The organism is Actinomycetota bacterium (genome assembly GCA_019347575.1).
In the GTDB taxonomy this organism is placed as follows: Bacteria; Actinomycetota; Nitriliruptoria; order Nitriliruptorales; family Nitriliruptoraceae; genus JAHWKY01.
This window is the reverse complement of sequence record JAHWKY010000008.1, coordinates 19,590-35,638: the sequence shown is the minus strand read 5'-3', so window position 1 is coordinate 35,638 and position 16,049 is coordinate 19,590. Positions and strand designations below refer to the sequence as shown.

Below are 16,049 nucleotides of genomic sequence, written 5' to 3'. Positions count from 1 at the left end.
ACGTGAGTGAGTCGCTCGCCACCGCCGAGACACCGGCCGCCCATAGCGCGTCGTTCGTACCCGAGGACAGCGCTCGCGGCCGCATCGACCGGTTCGTGGACGTCGGCTCGTTCATCGAGCTCGGCTCGCAGCGCCAGCACCGAGCGATCACGTTCGGGCTCGACCGCCGCCGCCCCGACGGCGATGGCGTCGTCGCCGGCAACGCCACGATCGACGGTCGTCCCGTCGGGCTGTACGCGCAGGACCGGCGCGTCCTCGGCGGCTCGCTGGGCGAGGCCCACGCCGACAAGATCGCCCGCACCATCAGCGCGGCCGCGCGCGGTGGTGTCCCGGTGGTCGGCATCAACGACTCGGGCGGGGCGCGCATCCAGGAGGGTGTCGCCGCGCTCGACGGCTACGGGCAGGTGTTCCGTGCCAACGTCGCCGCGTCCGGACGTGTCCCCCAGGTCGCGGTCGTGCTGGGGCCCTGCGCCGGCGGGGCGGTCTACTCGCCGGCGCTCATGGACTTCGTCGTCATGAGCGACGAGGCGTACATGTTCCTCACCGGACCACGCGTCGTGAAGGCGGTCACCGGCGAGGACGTCGACAGCCGCACCCTCGGTGGGCCCGAGCTGCACACCACCCGAAGCGGCTGCGCCCACTTCATCGTCCCCGACGATGCCGCGGCGTTCGAGCTCGTCCGCGACCTGCTCGCCTACCTCCCCTCGTCGTCGTCGGAGCGCCCGCCGGTCACCCCGTCACTGGCTCCCGTTGACGTCGACCTCGACGGCGTCGTCCCCGCGGACGGGCGCGAGCCCTACGACGTCCGCGACGTGGTCCGCGGCATCGCCGACGGTGGACGGCTCCTGGAGGTCCAGCCGGACTGGGCGCGCAACCTCGTCACCGGGTTCGCCCGCATCGACGGCGAGACCGTCGGCGTGGTCGCCAACCAGGCTCGCTGGCTCGCCGGCGTACTCGACCTCAGCGCCAGCGAGAAGGGCGCCCGCTTCGTGCGCTTCTGCGACGCCTTCGGCATCCCCCTGGTCGTGCTCGTCGACGTCCCCGGGTTCCTCCCCGGAACGGCGCAGGAGTCCGGCGGGGTGATCCGCAAGGGCGCCAAGCTGCTGCACGCGTTCGCCTCCGCCACGGTCCCGCGGGTCACGGTCGTGCTGCGCAAGGCCTTCGGCGGCGCGTACATCGTCATGAACTCGCGCTCGCTCGGCGCCGACGCGGTCGTCGCGTGGCCCGGCGCGGAGCTGGCCGTGATGGGTGCCGAGGGTGCCGTCGACGTGATCTTCCGCCGCGACCTCGAGGCCGAACCGGACGTCCGCGACGACCTCGTGCAGCGCTACCGCGAGGACGCGATGGGCGTCACGTTGGCCGCGCGGCGGGGCAGCGTCGACGAGATCATCGCCCCGTCCGACACCCGGCGCGTGCTGTCCTCGCTGCTCGCGTCGTTGCGCGGGGCGCGTGTCCCGGGCTTCGTCCACGACAACCTGCCGCAGTGAGCGCGCTGCCGATGACCTCCGCCGCCGTCTCTGCCGCCCCGTCGTGGGTACGTCGCAGCGCTGGCCCGGTTGTGCGGTCGTGGCTACGGCTCGAGGTGCGGGGCGCCGGGTACCTGCCGCTGACCGGCGGGGTGCTCATCGCGGCCAACCACACCTCGCACCTCGACTCCATCGCCATCGGGGCTACCAGCCGGCGAGCGCTGCACTTCCTCGGCGCCGACTACCTCACGCGCGTGCCGGTGCTGGGGCGGGCGCTGCCGCGCCTCGGGTTGATCCCGGTCCGACGCGACGAGGGCGACGCCGCGGCGATGGACCAAGTCGCGGCGCTGCTGGGACGTGGCTGCGCCGTGGTCGTCTACCCCGAGGGGGGCCGCAGCCGGGATGGTCGCGTCCACCGGCCGCGTAGCGGGGTGGCGCGCCTCGCCGCCGCGACCGGCTGTGCTGTCGTCCCGGTCGGGCTGTCGGGCAGCGCCGCTGTGTGGCCGGTGGGGCGAGCGCCCCGCCCCCGGCGGGGCGCGGTGTCGGTCCGCTACGGCGCCCCGCTACTGCCTCCGGACGACACGCCCGCCGCCCGGCGAGAGTTCGCGAGTGCGCTCCACGACGCCCTGGTCGAGCTCAGCGGCGCACCACGCGCCGACCGGATGCTCGCGAGGAGCAGCTGATGCGGGTGGGGGTGGACATCGTGCAGGTCGAGCGCCTCGCTGGAGTGCTGGCGCGTCAGGTCGGCTTCCGCGACCGGATCTTCACGCCCACCGAGCTTGCGGACGCGCGCCGCGGCGACGTCCTCGACGGGTCGGCGACCGAGGTCGCGCGCCTCGCCGCTCGCTTCGCGGCCAAGGAGGCGACCCGCAAGGCGCTGGGGGACCTGCAGCTCGGCTGGCAGCAGGTCGAGGTCCGCAGCGCTCCCGATGGCGCTCCGGTGCTGTACGTGCGCGGCGAGCCCTCGCTGCTCGCGCTGTCGCTCAGTCACGACGGCGGTGTCGCCATCGCCTTCGTCGCCGAAAACGCGACCCTTGGCGACGCCGCCACGTGAACGGAGGAAGCATGCTGCTCGATGGGAAGCGCCTGCTCGTGACCGGCGTGCTCGACCCGCGCTCGATCGCGTTCCACGTCGCCCGACTCGCACAGGAGCAGGGCGCCGAGGTCGTGCTCACCAGCTTCGGTCGTGCCCGTCGCCTGACCGAGACGACCGCGAGGCGCCTGCCGAGCACGCCCGACGTGCTCGAGCTCGACGTCACCTCCGAGGTCGACCTCGCCCAGGTGGCCAAGCAGCTCGACGAGCGCTGGGGTGCCGTCGACGGCGTGGTCCACGCGGTCGCGTTCGCCCCGCCGTCGTGCCTCGGGGGCGGCTTCCTCGACGCCCCGTGGGAGGACGTCGCCACCGCCTTCCACGTCTCGACGTACTCGCTGGCGGCACTCGGCCGGGCGCTCGCGCCCTTGATGGAGGCGGCGGCCAGGCGTGGGACGGGCGCCGGGAGCACTGGGCGGTCGGCGATGGTCGGCCTCGACTTCGACGCGTCGGTGGCGTGGCCGGGCTACGACTGGATGGGCGTCGCCAAGGCCGGGCTCGAGTCCACCGCCCGCTACCTCGCCCGTGACCTGGGGCCACGGGGCGTGCGCGTGAACCTCGTCGCCGCCGGTCCCCTGCACACGGTCGCTGCCCGCAGCATCGAGGGCTTCGGCGGCTTCGAGGACGTCTGGGCCGACCGCGCCCCGCTGGGCTGGGATGCGCGCGACCCCGAGCCGGTCGCCCGCACCGTGTGCGCGCTGCTCAGCGACTGGTCGATCGCGGTCACCGGCGAGATCGTCCACGTCGACGGCGGCGTCCACGCGCTCGGGGCGTGACCGCATCCGTGTAGGCGGTTCTTGACCTCACAGGTCAACTTCCGCCTACCTCGATGCGTAGGACTCGCCGGGGGAGCCCCGCAGCCACGCCGCGAACAGAGCCAAGGCGATCCCGACGTGGATCGCTCCGGCCGGTACCCACATCAGCACGCCCGCGAGCTGCTGGTCGGCGAGTTGGTCCAGCCCCCAGGCCGCGGTGGTGCCCGTGTACCCCCGGTACCACGGGGTCGGGGCGAAGGTCAGCAGCAGCGACAGCATGACGCTGGCCATCGCCGCCCCGAAGACCAGTAGCACGCCGAGACCACCGGGGACGCGCGCTGCGGTCCGGGGCCCGACCACCACCCGCCAGAAGAGCAGGGCGGTCACGAGGAAGCTGGTGTGCTCGGCCGCGTGGATGGCCTCGTTGCCGAGCGCGGCGTCGTAGGCCGCCGCACTGTGCCAGAACCACAGCACACCGACGTGGAGCACCAGCACCGTCACCGGGTGGGTCGGCAAGCGCAGCCACGCGGACCGCTGCTCACCCAGACCGTGACGGATCAGCCCGCTGGCCCGTCGCACCCGCAGCGGCATCCCGCGCAGCAGGGTGCTGGCCGGGGCGCTGACCGCGAGCAGGGGCGCCGCCACCAGCACGAGCAGGACGTGCTGGACCATGTGCGCGGACGCCAGGGCCCCGGACGTCACCTCGAGCGGCGACAGCAGCGCCACGGCGAGGACGGCGATGGCGCCCACGAACGCGCGATGCCGCCACACGTCCTGCGGTCGTGGTCCCTGCGCCCGGCCACGCCGGTGCAGCCACAGCGCCCCGACGAGCAGTAGCACGAGCAGCGGGTCGAGGTTCCACGACGACCACACGTCGTGGGGCGCGACGGGTCTGCCAGCGTGGGCGAGCGTCACCATCAGCATGGTCCGAGGATGGTCGCGGGGGCGGCGGTGTACAGCACCGCCACGAGGAAGAAGGTGCTGAGCAGGAACCCGACGAACGCCAGGCCAGGAGGACCCCGGCCGGCCGCGAGTCCGTCGGGCAGCTCCTCCGCCTCGTCGGGCCCGGCCTCGAGTGCGCGCAGCCCGAGGCGCCAGCGGCGGAACCCCCACACCGCGCCGGCCGCGCACACCGTCACAGCGGGGACCGTCGCGATCAGCGTCAGGGCTACGGGCACCGGCGGATCGAAGACGGTCAGGCCCGGACCGTCGCCCGTGCAGCCGGCCTCGGCGACGAGGTAGACGACCATGAAGTGGGCGAACCACGTGACCGGGCCGAGCAGGAAGATGGCCCAGATGCTGCGCTGGCGGATGTCGGTGGCGATCTCGACCGGCGCGGGTGTCCCGTGCGACGGCGAGCGCGCCCCGTCGGCCTCGGCCGGATCGTCCACAGGTCGCTCCTCCGCACTCATACGAGCTGGGGTCCCAGAGCGAGCGTGCCGAAGCCGACCAGCCAGATCGCGACCATCGCGGTCCAGAACCGCGAGACGTTGATGAGCGGGGCGTAGCGCTGCTCGCTGTAGATGCCGCGCACCGACCAGTACAGGGTCGCGAGCACCATGATCGTGGCGGCGCCGAAGCCCGTGATGATGAACCCGGCGAGGGTGAGGACGATGGAGCCGTAGGCGTGGTCCTGCAGCCCCACACCCCACCGGGCGACCTCGATCAGCTGGACCGCGGTACCGGCGACACCGAGGAGCAGCGTCGCCCCGAGGCCGACGAGGAACGGTCGTCGTTGCCCGCGCGCGATCGCACTCACGGCGCGGTGGACGGCGACACCGCTCGCGAGGAGCAGCGCACCGGCGGTTCCCGTCCACAGCAGCCCAGGGTCGGGTACCCCCAACGGGGGCCAGGCGGGGTTCTCGAGCCGCAGGTAGAAGTAGCTCAGCAGCAGCGCAGAGAACGCGATCGCGACGAACAGGATGGCCAATCCCACGCCCCACCGCGCGATGATGACGCTCCCACCCGCGTTCACCGCGACGTTGTGCTCCTCCTCGAACTCGGCCTCCTCCTCCGGCGACATGGGCGCCTCGCGGGGCCAGTTCCAGCCGATCGCGGCGACCACGACGACGAGCGCCCCGACCAGCGCTCCCCACCGCAGCTTGGCGAGTTCGGCGAGGAAGATCAGCACCACACCGCCACCGGCGAAGAAGGGCCAGATCGAGGGGTCGGCGACGCGGAAGACCTCCTGGGGTCGGGCGTCGGCGGTACCGACCACCACGGCAGCGCGCCAGCGCAGAGGCCACTCGGCCAGCGCTCGCACGAACCGCTCCAGCTTGGGGTCGCCGCGCTCGAGCTGCGACTGGTCCCACAGCGGGTGGCGGCTGCGGATCAGCGGCACGATCGACCACCCGTGTTCGACTGGTGGTGACGCGACCGCCCACTCGAGGCTGTCGGCGCCCCAGGGGTTGTGGCCGGCTTCCTCTCCGTGGCGCCAGCTGACGATGAGGTTGAGGATGAACACGCCGATGCCGGCGAAGATGATCAGGACCCCGATCGACGAGATCAGGTTGAGCAGGTCCCAGCCCAGCCCGGCCTCGTAGGTGTAGACCCGCCGGGGCATCCCCATCAGTCCGAGGCGGTGCATGGGCCAGAACGCGACGTTCACGCCGACGAACAGCAGCCAGAAGTTCCAGCGTCCGAGTCGCTCGTTGAGCATCCTCCCGGTGAACTTGGGCCACCAGTAGTAGACGCCGGCGAAGATGGGGAACGCGACGCCGCCGATCAGCACGTAGTGGAGGTGAGCGACCACGAAGTAGGTGTCGTGGATCTGCAGGTCGAACGGCACCGCCGCCGTCATCACGCCGGTGATCCCTCCGATGACGAAGATCACCAGGAACCCGACGACGAACAGGAACGGCGTCTTCCACACCACCCGCCCCGACCAGATCGTGGCGAGCCAAGCGAAGATCTGCACCCCGGCCGGGATGGCGATGGCCATGCTCGCCGCTGCGAAGAAGCTCAGAACCAGTGGCGACAGGCCGGTGGCGAACATGTGGTGGGCCCACAGCCCGAACGACAGGAACCCGATCCCCACCATGGCGCCGACGATCCAGCCGTAGCCGACCATGCGGTGCCGGGTGAAGGTGGGCACGATCATCGACACGATGCCGGTCGCGGGCAGGAACTGGATGTAGACCTCGGGGTGTCCGAAGATCCAGAACAGGTGCTGCCACAGCAGCGAGCTGCCGCCCCGGCTGATGTCGAAGAACCGTGCACCGAAGCCGCGCTCGAGCTCGAGCAGCAGGCTGCCGATGATCAGCGGCGTGAACGCGAACAGGATCATGAACGAGGTGATCAGCATCGCCCACGCGAACAGCGGGACGCGGGTGATGGTCATCCCCGGGGCCCGCATCTTGCACACGCCGATGATGATCTCGACCGCAGCGGCGATCGCTCCGACCTCGGCCACGCCCAGGCCCAGCACCCAGAAGTCGATCGCAAGGTCGGGTGAGAACTCGGGTCCGCTCAACGGGACGTAGGCGAACCAGCCGGCGTCGGGGACGAGCTGGAACAGTGTGCTGCTGTAGTACAGCAGGCCCCCGAACAGGAACGTCCAGTACGCGAACGCCCCGAGGCGCGGGAACGGCATCTCGCGGGTGCCGAGCATGATCGGCAGCAGCAGGATCGCGAAGCCCTCGAAGATGGGCAAGATGACGAGGAACATCGTCACCGAGCCGTGGTTGGTGAACAGCTCGTTGTACAGCTGCGCGCCCAGCAGATCGCTCTCCGGGAACGCGAGCTGAGCGCGCATGAGCAGCGAGTCGAAGCTGCCACCCAGCAGCAGGAAGAAGAAGCCGGTCAGCATCAGCCGCACGCCGATGTTGTCGTTCTGAACCGCCTTGAGCTGTCCCCACAAGCCGGGGGGGTCGGCCCACAGCCGGTCGAGCTCCTCGTGGGTCCGTGGCTCCTCGATCGTGGGGGTCCGGGCCCCCGACGGCGATCGGCCCGCGTGCGGTGTTGCCGCCCCGCTGCCCGAGGGCTCGTGCTCGCTCATCCGTCGGCTCGGAGGTAGGCGAGCAGCGCATCGAGCTGGGTGCGGGTCAACGTGCTGGCAGGCATCTCGATCCCCTCCTTGAACACGTGGGGATCGGTGATCCAGTCGATGAGGTTCTGCTCGGTGTTGGGGATCGTGGCCGCACCCAGCGTGCGGCGCTCGGTCAGCCACGTGAGGTCGGGCCCCGGTGGGCCGTCACCACGGATCTGCTCCCCGCCGCGGAAGGCGTGGCACTCGACGCAGCCGGCGCTGATGAACACCCCGCGTCCTTCGCGTGCCCCTGGCGACTCCGGCTCGGTGAACGAGACGTGGCGTTCGACCCAGGCGTCGAACTCGTCGGCGGGTTCCACCACGACGACCATGCCCATGAGCGCGTGCTGGAGCCCACAGAACTCCGCGCAGCGGCTGGTGTGCACCCCGGGTTCGTCTGCCTGCAGGACGAGCGTGTTGGTCCGCTCGGGGAGCATGTCGAGCTTGCCGCCCAGCGCGGGGATCCAGAAGCTGTGGATCACGTCCGCGGACGTCAACCGGAACTCGATCTGGCGGCCGACCGGAAGGTGGATCTCGTTGGCGGTGACGATGCCGTGCTGGGGGTAGCGGACCTCGTACCAGAACTGGTGCCCGGTGACCTGCACCTCGAGCGCATCCACGGATGTGTCCGAGGGCACGTCCGCCATCGTCCGCAGGGTCGCGCCGAACACGACGGAGATCACGATCGCGGGCAACGCGACCCCCCCTAGGCCGATCCACCGCCGGGTCAGTCTGCGGTGGTGCTCCTCGTCGTCGACACCTTCCGGCGCCCCGCGGAGGAGTCCCCTGATGAGCAGAGCGAGGAAGAGGACGAAGACGAGCGCGCCGAGCGCGAGCATCAGCCACCACAGATCGGCCATCGCTTCCGCGACCGGACCATCGGTGTCGAGCGTCGGGGTCGCCGCGAACCTCACGCCGGCTGCTCAACCGAGATCCACACGCGCCGCCTCCCCGCGGTGTCCGCTCGTGACGGTCGCTCACGCTAGACGGCGCGACGCCCTCGTGGCCCTGTCCGACCGGTCACGCGGGCCTCACGCCGCGGTACGCAGAAGGATCGCGGTGCCGACCGCCGACCCGACAGCGCACACCTCGCCGGGGCGGCCGAGGAGCTGGCGCACCTCGGCACCAGGCGTGGGGAACGAGAACGAGGTGAACTCCTCGGTGGTGGGGTCGAATCGGACCAGGGCATCGCTGGCGAAGTCGGTCACCCACACGAGGTCGCGGTCGTCGACGAACACCGCGTACGGCTGCGCCCCGTCGGTCGGCAGGTCCCACTCGGTCCAGGTCTCGGTGTCGGGGTCGAAGCGCGCGAGCTTGCCGGCGAACCACTCCGTCACCCACAGGTCGCCGCCGCTGTCGCTCCAGATGCGGCGCGCTCCGCCGCCGTCGGTCGGGACGTCGAAGACCGTGAGGCCGCCGTCGGGCCCGTCGATCCGAGCGATGTAGCTGCCCGCCAGCGACGAGTACCCGTCCCGTCGGGGGTAGACGCGATGCCGTAGGGCCCGCGGCCGCGGGGCGCGTCGTGGACCTCCACCTCGCCGGTTGCCCCATCGACGCTGCCGTAGACGCCGGACTGACCCGTGAACCACAGCGTTCCGTCGCCGTCGAACGCGGCGGTGTTGAGGTTGGCGTTCGCGCTCGGGAGCGGGAACTCGGCGACCTCGAGCCTGTCATGGTCGACGCGCTGGATCGCGTTGCGTCCGCCGTCGGTCACCCACGCTGCGCCGTCCGGTCCGACGATCACGCCGTGCGGCGCCGACCCGTTGCCGAGGTCGACTTCCTCGACCTCGCCGGTCGCCGGGTCGAGCCGTCCCAGCACACCGTTGCGCTGGCCCGTGAATCAGACGGTCCCGTCGGGGGCCGGGGCGACGTCGTGCGGGCCGGTCCCAGGCGGTAGCGCGAACTCCTCGTACACCGGCTCCGCCTGCGGCGTCGGGGTCGCCTCGGTGGTCGCGATCGAGGTCGGGGTGACCGTCGGCGATGTGTCGAGCGGCACCGGCTGCGGCACCGGCGTCCGGGTGTCGGTGGGTGGGACCGTGCCCCGGTCGTCACCGCCGTCGTTCATCCCTCGCACGCCTGCCCCGGACTCTGTGTTGGCGGAAGTCCCGGAGTACCGGGAGTAACGACGACGCCAGTCAGACGACTGCCCCCAGGGTGGGGGAGGGAGGCGTTCAGGGCTTGGGTTGCAGTGGGGCGGGGAGCGTGAAGTCCTCGCTGGTGCGTTCGGGCGGGTCGTCGGTCACGGGGAACGGGGCGCTCGCCAGGAACGACTCGAGCCGGGGGTTGGAGTCGCCCTGGATGTCGCTGACCCGCTCGTACGTCAGCCACGGCAGCGACACGCTCCCGCCGTTGACCGTCACGGTCGTGCGGGTCGGCACGTGGGTGTAGGCCTCGCCGTTCGCGCCCGAGACCAGCACGCCGACGCGGTGGCCGGCCGCGAACTTCCAGTCGGTCGGCCACAGCGTGATGTCCTTGGGCCCGGCCGCATCGACCAGCGCCGCGCCCCGCGTGATGTAGGTCGCGCGGCCGTCCGGGGCGACGTCGTAGAGGTTGACCACCACGTTGGTACGCGGGACGACCGGAGTCACGTCCACGGTCGCGGTCGGGAGGCCACCCAGGTGTGCGGCGTGCTCGAGCGGTGGTGAGAACGTCCACGTGCCGTGCCCGCGGGTGGGCTGGAACGTGACGAAGCCGCCGGGACCGAAGCCCGTTCCCTGCGTTCCCTGGTTGCGACCGTCGTCCTCGAAGGTGCCGGACAGCAGCGCGCCCTCGAGGGCGACCGCGTCAGCCGCGGGCCACTGGGTCTCGCTGCGCCAGGTCCCGTCGTTGCTCTGGGCCGCGATGATCGGGTCGTCGGTCCACGGGGCATCCTCGAGCGGGACCTTCTTCACGTGATGGTCGAAGAAGCGCATGACCTCGTCGAAGAAGCCCGCGCGTCCCATCAGGAGACGGCCACCATCCATGTCGTTGCCGCGGACGTGCTCCCACCAGCCGATCCACAGCTTCTTGGGGCCCTGGAGCGAGTTGAACAGGTCCAGCGCCCCGGCCCCGATGTTGGTCGCGTTGTCGAGGTAGCCGGTGGTGATGAAGGTCGGCACCTCGGAGCGCTGAGCGCGGTCGACGAAGTCGCGGACGCGCCAGAAGTGCGCCGACTCGTCGTCGAGGTAGTGCTCGAGCAGGCCGACCTGACAGTCAGCCGAGTGGCTCACCGAGTTGGCGATGTAGCGCGTGTCGTTCTGCGACGAGAAGCCGCCCTCGCCCTGGAGCCCGTACGCGGCCGTGGGGTAGAGCAGCGACTGGAGCAGCCGGACGCGGTCGTTGTAGGAGCCGCGGTAGCGGTCCGGCGCGATCGCCTGCGCGACGATGGCGTCGAGACCCTCGGGGCCGAGCGCGGCGGCCACCGCGCCGGTGTTGGCGTCGTAGCTCTTCCCGTACATGCCGACGTGGCCGGTGGAGAACGGGGCGGTGCGCGCGAACTCGACCGCCGTGGCGACGTCGAGCTGCTCGCCGGGACCGAGGATGTCGAGGCAGCCGGAGCTTCCGCCCGTGCCGCGCAGGCTCACCTGCACGACGGTGTAGCCACGGTCGAAGACCTGCGCGCCCTCGTAGAAGTCGAAGAAGCGGTCGACCGGGCCGGGTGCCTGTGAGCTTGGGACGTTGGCGACAACCACGCTGGATCCGAGCCCGAGGTAGGGGCTGACGACCAGGATCACCGGGGTCTGCACGCTGTCGTCGAGGCCCTCGGGGCGCATGACGTCGACGTGGAGGTCCTCGCCGTCCGGCGTCGTGATCCACGTCTCGTACCAGGTGCTGCCCTCGGGGGCGCTGGCGAGCGCGGCGGACGAGGTCGTGAGCGTCGGGGCGGGCGCGGCGGCGATGCCGGCGACCACGGCCGCGACGGCCACGAGCAGTGTCAGGATGCGGGTGCGCACGGTTTATCCCTCGTCGGACGTGTCACCGCATGCTTCGCCCCGCGACCCCCCGTTCCCTGCCCCGAAGGCGAGGACCGAGCAACCGCTCCACGTCTGGAGGTGGCTGCTCGCGACAGAGCCGCACGGACGTGGTCTGCCAGCGCTGCTAAAGTTAGCGTCGCTGGCAGGAGGTGGTGAGGGGTGTTGCGACGGGACGACAACCCCTACGTGCCGGGCTTCGGCATCGTGCCGCCGGCGCTGGCGGGGCGCGAGCCCGAGTTCGCCGACCTCGAGGCCGCGCTGCGGCGTGTCCAGCGCGGGATCTACGAGCAGCCCCGCCTCGTCTCCGGTGATCGCGGCATGGGCAAGACCGCAGTGCTGGCCGAGCTCACGGCTGCGGCGCGCGAGGACGGGGCGTGGGTCGTCGACGTCGAGGCCAGCCGGACGGGCGACGTCTTCGTGCCGCTGCTGCGCGACCTGCAGCGCACGCTCACCGCGCACGACCTCGACGCGCGCGTCGGCGAGCACGTCCAGCGTGCGCTGGCGGTGCTGGCCGCGTTCAGCGTCGTCCACGCCGGCCTGGAGCTGGGCGTCGAGGTCGACGCGAGCGCGCGCGGCCGCAGCGGCGACCTCGCCACCGACCTTGGGGACGTCCTCGAAGCGGTGGCCGAGGCGGCCTGGGCCAACGACACCGCCGTGCTGCTGACGATCGACGAGATCCAGGTGATGCCGCCCGAGCAGATGGGTCCGCTGTTCGCGGCGCTGCAACGTGCCGCGAAGTTCGAACCCGAGCCCGGCCAGCACCTACCCATCCTCGCCGTGGTGGCTGGACTCGCCCACGCTCGCTCGGCGATGCGGGCAGCGTCGTCGACGTACGCGGAACGGGTGCGCGAGCACGAGCTCGGGTTGCTCAGCGACGCCGCCGCGACCGAGGCGCTGACGATCCCCGCCGAGGAGCACGGCGTCGTGTTCGCGCGCGATGCGCTGGCGTCCGTGCTCGACGCGGCAGGGGGCTACCCCTACTTCGTCCAGCTCATGGGGTACGAGGTCTGGAACGTGGCTGCCGATCGAAGCGAGCACGAGGTCATCTCCGTCGAGTCGGCGCGGGCGGGGGTGCGGGCGGGGAGACGCGAGGCCGCCGCCGTGTTCCGCTCCCGGCTCGCCGAGGTGCCCGACACCGAGCGGCGCTACCTCGAGGCCGTGGCGGCACTGGGTGAGGATGAGCGGCGGTCGGGGCGCATCGCCGAGGAGCTCGGCGGCACAGCGGGGGAGTGGGGCTGGGCCCGACAGCGGCTCATCGAGCGCGGCCTGCTGCGCCCCGACGGCCACGGCCGCGTCGCGTTCGCCCTCCCCGGCCTCGACGCCTACCTCCGCGAGCGAGCTTGAATACGTGGGCACGCCTGAGTGCCCCCAGATATTCAAGTTCGCCTCCCCTCGGCGCTTCGTCCCCCGGTCTGGTCGGATATCCAGGCGATGTGGGGGACGAAGTGCCACGGAGAGACGGTCAGGTGCCCTTGTAGTTGAGGACCTGACGGAGCCGGCGCTCGACCTGGACGAGGTCGCGCTGGCGCTCCATGACCTCGTCGATGTCCTTGTAGGCCGCCGGAATCTCGTCGAGGAGCTTGCCGGCATGATCCGACAACCAGGTCCGATCACCCATCGCCTCGGCCAGGTCGGTGGTCGCGAAGCGCTTCTTGGCCTGCCGCCGCGACATCTTGCGCCCCGCCCCGTGCGCCGCGGACTCGTAGGCGAGAGGGTTGCCGAGGCCGCGCACGATGTAGCTCGACGCGCCCATCGAGCCGGGGATCACGCCCCGGTCGCCCTCGCGGGCACGGATCGCGCCCTTGCGCGTGATCCACAGCTCGCGACCGTCGTGGTGTTCCCGAGCGGCGTAGTTGTGGTGACAGTTCACCCGATCGACCTCGCGTCCCTTGCCGACCTCGTCGAACAGCTCGTGCAGGACGAGGTCGACCATGCGCTCGCGGTTGGCGTAGGCGTAGCGCTGGGCCCACTCGAGGTCGTTGACGTACTCACGGAACTCGGCGGTGCCCTCGACGACGTAGGCGAGGTCGGGGTCGGCGAGCGACTCGTGTCGCTGCTTCAGCAGTCCCTTGGCACGGTCGATGTGGCGCTGCGCGAGGGTGTTGCCCACCCCGCGGCTGCCCGAGTGGAGCACGGCCCAGACCGTGTCCCGCTCGTCGAGGCACACCTCGACGAAGTGGTTGCCCGATCCCAACGTCCCGAACTGCTCGGCGGCGCGCCGGCGCTCGCGGTCCGACGTCTGTACGAGCTCGGGGGTGTCCGGCTGCTCGTCGAGCCAGGCAGCGCCCACGCGCGCGTGGTCGTGGCCCTGGCCGACGCCGGCCGGGATCGCTTCCCCTACGCGCGACAACAGCGGCCGCAGGTCGTCGGGGAGGTCGGACGCGTCGAGGTCGGTCTCGACCGCGACCATCCCACACCCGATGTCCACCCCCACGGCCGAGGGGATGATCGCTCCCTCGGTCGGGATCACCGATCCGACCGTCGCCCCGTAGCCCAGGTGGGCATCGGGCATGAGTGCGACGTGCCCCGTCACCACCGGGACCTGCGCGGTGTTGCGCGCCTGCTGGACGGTGCCCTCGTCGAGGTCGCCGGCCCAGCTCAGCACGCCATCGGTGAGCTGTGTCGCGGGCATGGCCCCAGCGTACGGACCGGTTCCTGCCGGCGTGCAGGACACCCGTGGCCGGACGTCGACCTCGCCCCACGAGCGGGAGCAGTTCACCGCGCTGAGCGCGGGTAGCTGCTCCCGGTCAGCGCCCCGCGGCCTCGCGCTCGATCCGGGCGGTCGCTTCCTCCAGCGCCACCGAGGCGTCCTCCCACTGCTCCATGAGCGCGGCGGCACGGTCCTTGGCCTCGCCCTGCCGACGGACCAGCTCCTTGACCCGCGCCCCGTCCGCGTAGACGTCGGGGTCGGCCAGCTCGCGGGTCAGGTCGGCGACCTCCTGCTCCGCCGCCACGAGGGACCGCTCGATCCGCTCGACCGCGTCACGTAGCTGCTTGGTCTCGCGGTGGAGGCGGTTGCGGCGCTCGGCCTCGTGCCGCTTCTGCTTCTTGCGATCGGCGGGCGCATCGCTGCCGGTCACCGAAGACGCGGCGGCGACCCCACCGACGGCACCCCGTTCGTCGTCGATCCCGAGCCGGTCGAGGTAGTCGTCCCAATCCCCGAGGTGCACCGTGGCTCCGCCGTCGCGGAGCTCGATGATGTGGTCGGCGACCGCCCGGATCAGGTGCCGGTCGTGGGTCACCAGCACGACGGTTCCCTCGTACTCCAGCAGCGCGTCCTCGAGCACGTCACGGCTGGTCATGTCGAGGTGGTTGGTGGGCTCGTCGAGCAGCAGCAGGTTGGCCGGGAACGACATGAGCTCGGCGAGCGACAGCCGCGCCTTCTCTCCACCCGACAGGACCCTCACCTCCTTGTCCACCTCGTCGCCGGAGAAGAGGAACGAACCGAGTATGCGGCGGGCGTCGAGCCGACCACCGCCACGGGCGTCCACCGCGGCACGGAACTCCTCGCTGACGGTGCGGTCCTCGTCGAGGACGTCGAGAGCGTGCTGGGCGTGGTACGCGGGGAGCACGTTGCCTCCGAGCTTGACCTCGCCACCGTCGACCTCCTCGACCCCCGCGAGCAGCTTGAGCAGGGTCGACTTGCCCGCGCCGTTGGGTCCGATCAGCGCCACGCGCTGGTTCCGCTCGATGACCAGGTCGAGCGAGCGGAACACGACGTTGTCACCGAAAGCCTTGCGGACGCCGTTCAGCTCGGCGACCACCCGTCCGGAGCGGGGCGGCGAGGGGAAGCCGAAGCGCGCCTTCTTGCTCCGACCGCTCGGCACGTCGACGCGCTCGGCCTTGATGCGGTCGATCTGGGTGAGCTTGGCCTGCGCCTGTTTCGCCTTGGTCTTCTTGTAGCGGAAGCGGTCGACGAAGCGCTGCAGCTGCTCCACCTTGGCATCCTGTGCCTTGCGTGCGGCGATGAGCTGCTCCATGCGCTGCTGACGCTGTTCCACGAACGACTCGTAGTTGCCCGTGTACGTGGTCGCGTGGCCCCCGTCGAGCTCCACGATCCGATCGCAGACGTTGTTGAGGAACTCCCGGTCGTGGCTGACGAGCACGACCGCCCCGTCGTAGCGCCGCACGAAGTCCTCTAGCCACACGACCGAGCCGAGGTCGAGGTGGTTGCTGGGCTCGTCGAGGAGGAGCACGTCCGGTGAGGACAGCAGCAGTCGGGCGAGCGTGACCCGCATCATCCATCCGCCCGACAGCTCGCCGACGTCCCGTTCGATGCGCTCGGGCGTGAAACCGAGGCCGCCGAGGATGCGCTGCGCCTCGACCTCGACGTCGTAGCCGCCGTGCGACTCGAAGCGGGTCTGGACCGCTCCGTACTCCTCGAGCAGCGGTGCGCGCACCGCCTCGTCGGCGTCCTCGAGCTGCGCCTCGATCTGGCGCATGCGTGCCTCGAGCCGGCGCAGCCCCTCGGCGCCCCGCAGCACCTCCTCGAGGACCGAGTGGCCGCGCGTCTCGGCGACGTCCTGACGGAGGAAGCCCACGGTCACGCCGCCCGCGCGTTGCACGCTCCCCGAGTCGGGCTGCTCGGTGCCGGCGATGATCCGGAGCAGCGTCGTCTTGCCGGCTCCGTTGGGGCCGACGATGGCGATCCGCCGGCCCCGGTCGACCTGGAGGGTCACCCCGTTCAGCACGTCCTGGGCGGCGTAGCTCTTGGAGATGTTGGCGACGGTCAGCACGGTCAGGGAGGGTACGGCCCCG

General features: G+C 71.4%; 15 protein-coding genes. 5 read left to right on the top strand and 10 right to left on the bottom strand.

Annotated elements, in window-relative coordinates; genetic code table 11:
• Positions 1–2 precede the first annotated feature (2 nt).
• The 4 genes from KY469_06925 to fabI are packed head-to-tail and all read left to right on the top strand — an operon-like array spanning position 3 to position 3,332.
• Positions 3–1,487, top strand: coding sequence for an acyl-CoA carboxylase subunit beta (locus tag KY469_06925; GenBank protein MBW3662816.1), 1,485 nt, complete (start codon positions 3–5; stop codon positions 1,485–1,487).
• Positions 1,484–2,149 carry a 1-acyl-sn-glycerol-3-phosphate acyltransferase gene (locus KY469_06920; GenBank protein MBW3662815.1) on the top strand — a complete coding sequence of 222 codons (666 nt, stop codon included), beginning with the start codon at positions 1,484–1,486 and terminating at the stop codon, positions 2,147–2,149. The genes KY469_06925 and KY469_06920 overlap by 4 nt, the downstream gene beginning before the upstream one ends.
• On the top strand, positions 2,149–2,520 hold the full coding sequence (locus tag KY469_06915; GenBank protein ID MBW3662814.1) for a holo-ACP synthase: 372 nt from the start codon (positions 2,149–2,151) through the stop codon (positions 2,518–2,520). The genes KY469_06920 and KY469_06915 overlap by 1 nt, the downstream gene beginning before the upstream one ends.
• Positions 2,521–2,531: 11 nt before the next feature.
• The gene (fabI, locus tag KY469_06910; GenBank protein ID MBW3662813.1) at positions 2,532–3,332 is read left to right on the top strand and encodes an enoyl-ACP reductase FabI; all 801 of its coding nucleotides are present in this window, start codon (positions 2,532–2,534) and stop codon (positions 3,330–3,332) included.
• 45 nt (positions 3,333–3,377) lie between these two features.
• On the opposite strand, the gene KY469_06905 is transcribed toward fabI, so the two are convergent.
• The 8 genes from KY469_06905 to KY469_06870 all read right to left on the bottom strand — a co-directional run bounded on the left by KY469_06905 (position 3,378) and on the right by KY469_06870 (position 11,270).
• Positions 3,378–4,229 carry a cytochrome c oxidase assembly protein gene (locus KY469_06905; protein ID MBW3662812.1) on the bottom strand — a complete coding sequence of 284 codons (852 nt, stop codon included), beginning with the start codon at positions 4,227–4,229 and terminating at the stop codon, positions 3,378–3,380.
• Positions 4,229–4,702: a hypothetical protein gene (locus KY469_06900; GenBank protein MBW3662811.1), complete on the bottom strand. Its 474-nt coding sequence runs from the start codon at positions 4,700–4,702 to the stop codon at positions 4,229–4,231. Before KY469_06900 ends, KY469_06905 begins: the two co-directional genes overlap by 1 nt.
• A 17-nt stretch (positions 4,703–4,719) precedes the next feature.
• A complete protein-coding gene (gene ctaD / locus KY469_06895; GenBank protein MBW3662810.1) occupies positions 4,720–7,308 on the bottom strand; it encodes a cytochrome c oxidase subunit I in 2,589 nt (862 codons plus the stop codon).
• Positions 7,305–8,252 (bottom strand): cytochrome c oxidase subunit II, encoded by a 948-nt coding sequence (coxB, locus tag KY469_06890; GenBank protein ID MBW3662809.1) that lies wholly within the window; start codon positions 8,250–8,252, stop codon positions 7,305–7,307. The genes ctaD and coxB overlap by 4 nt, the downstream gene beginning before the upstream one ends.
• 117 nt (positions 8,253–8,369) lie before the next feature.
• The gene (locus tag KY469_06885; GenBank protein MBW3662808.1) at positions 8,370–8,675 is read right to left on the bottom strand and encodes a hypothetical protein; all 306 of its coding nucleotides are present in this window, start codon (positions 8,673–8,675) and stop codon (positions 8,370–8,372) included.
• Positions 8,672–9,157 (bottom strand): hypothetical protein, encoded by a 486-nt coding sequence (locus KY469_06880; protein ID MBW3662807.1) that lies wholly within the window; start codon positions 9,155–9,157, stop codon positions 8,672–8,674. The genes KY469_06885 and KY469_06880 overlap by 4 nt, the downstream gene beginning before the upstream one ends.
• Positions 9,158–9,178: 21 nt before the next feature.
• Complete coding sequence (locus KY469_06875) at positions 9,179–9,403, bottom strand: hypothetical protein (GenBank protein MBW3662806.1); 225 nt, start codon at positions 9,401–9,403, stop codon at positions 9,179–9,181.
• Positions 9,404–9,509: 106 nt separating this feature from the next.
• Positions 9,510–11,270 (bottom strand): CocE/NonD family hydrolase, encoded by a 1,761-nt coding sequence (locus KY469_06870; GenBank protein ID MBW3662805.1) that lies wholly within the window; start codon positions 11,268–11,270, stop codon positions 9,510–9,512.
• A gap of 180 nt (positions 11,271–11,450) precedes the next feature.
• Here KY469_06870 and KY469_06865 point away from each other — a divergent pair, with 180 nt between their 5' ends.
• Positions 11,451–12,635, top strand: a complete 1,185-nt coding sequence (locus KY469_06865; GenBank protein ID MBW3662804.1) for an ATP-binding protein — start codon at positions 11,451–11,453, stop codon at positions 12,633–12,635.
• A 118-nt stretch (positions 12,636–12,753) separates the two neighbouring features.
• Here KY469_06865 and KY469_06860 read toward each other — a convergent pair whose 3' ends face one another.
• Together KY469_06860 and KY469_06855 are read right to left on the bottom strand one after the other, a co-directional pair.
• On the bottom strand, positions 12,754–13,923 hold the full coding sequence (locus KY469_06860; protein ID MBW3662803.1) for an RtcB family protein: 1,170 nt from the start codon (positions 13,921–13,923) through the stop codon (positions 12,754–12,756).
• Positions 13,924–14,038: 115 nt separating this feature from the next.
• Positions 14,039–16,027, bottom strand: a complete 1,989-nt coding sequence (locus KY469_06855; protein MBW3662802.1) for an ABC-F family ATP-binding cassette domain-containing protein — start codon at positions 16,025–16,027, stop codon at positions 14,039–14,041.
• Between the last annotated feature and the right edge of the window lie 22 nt (positions 16,028–16,049).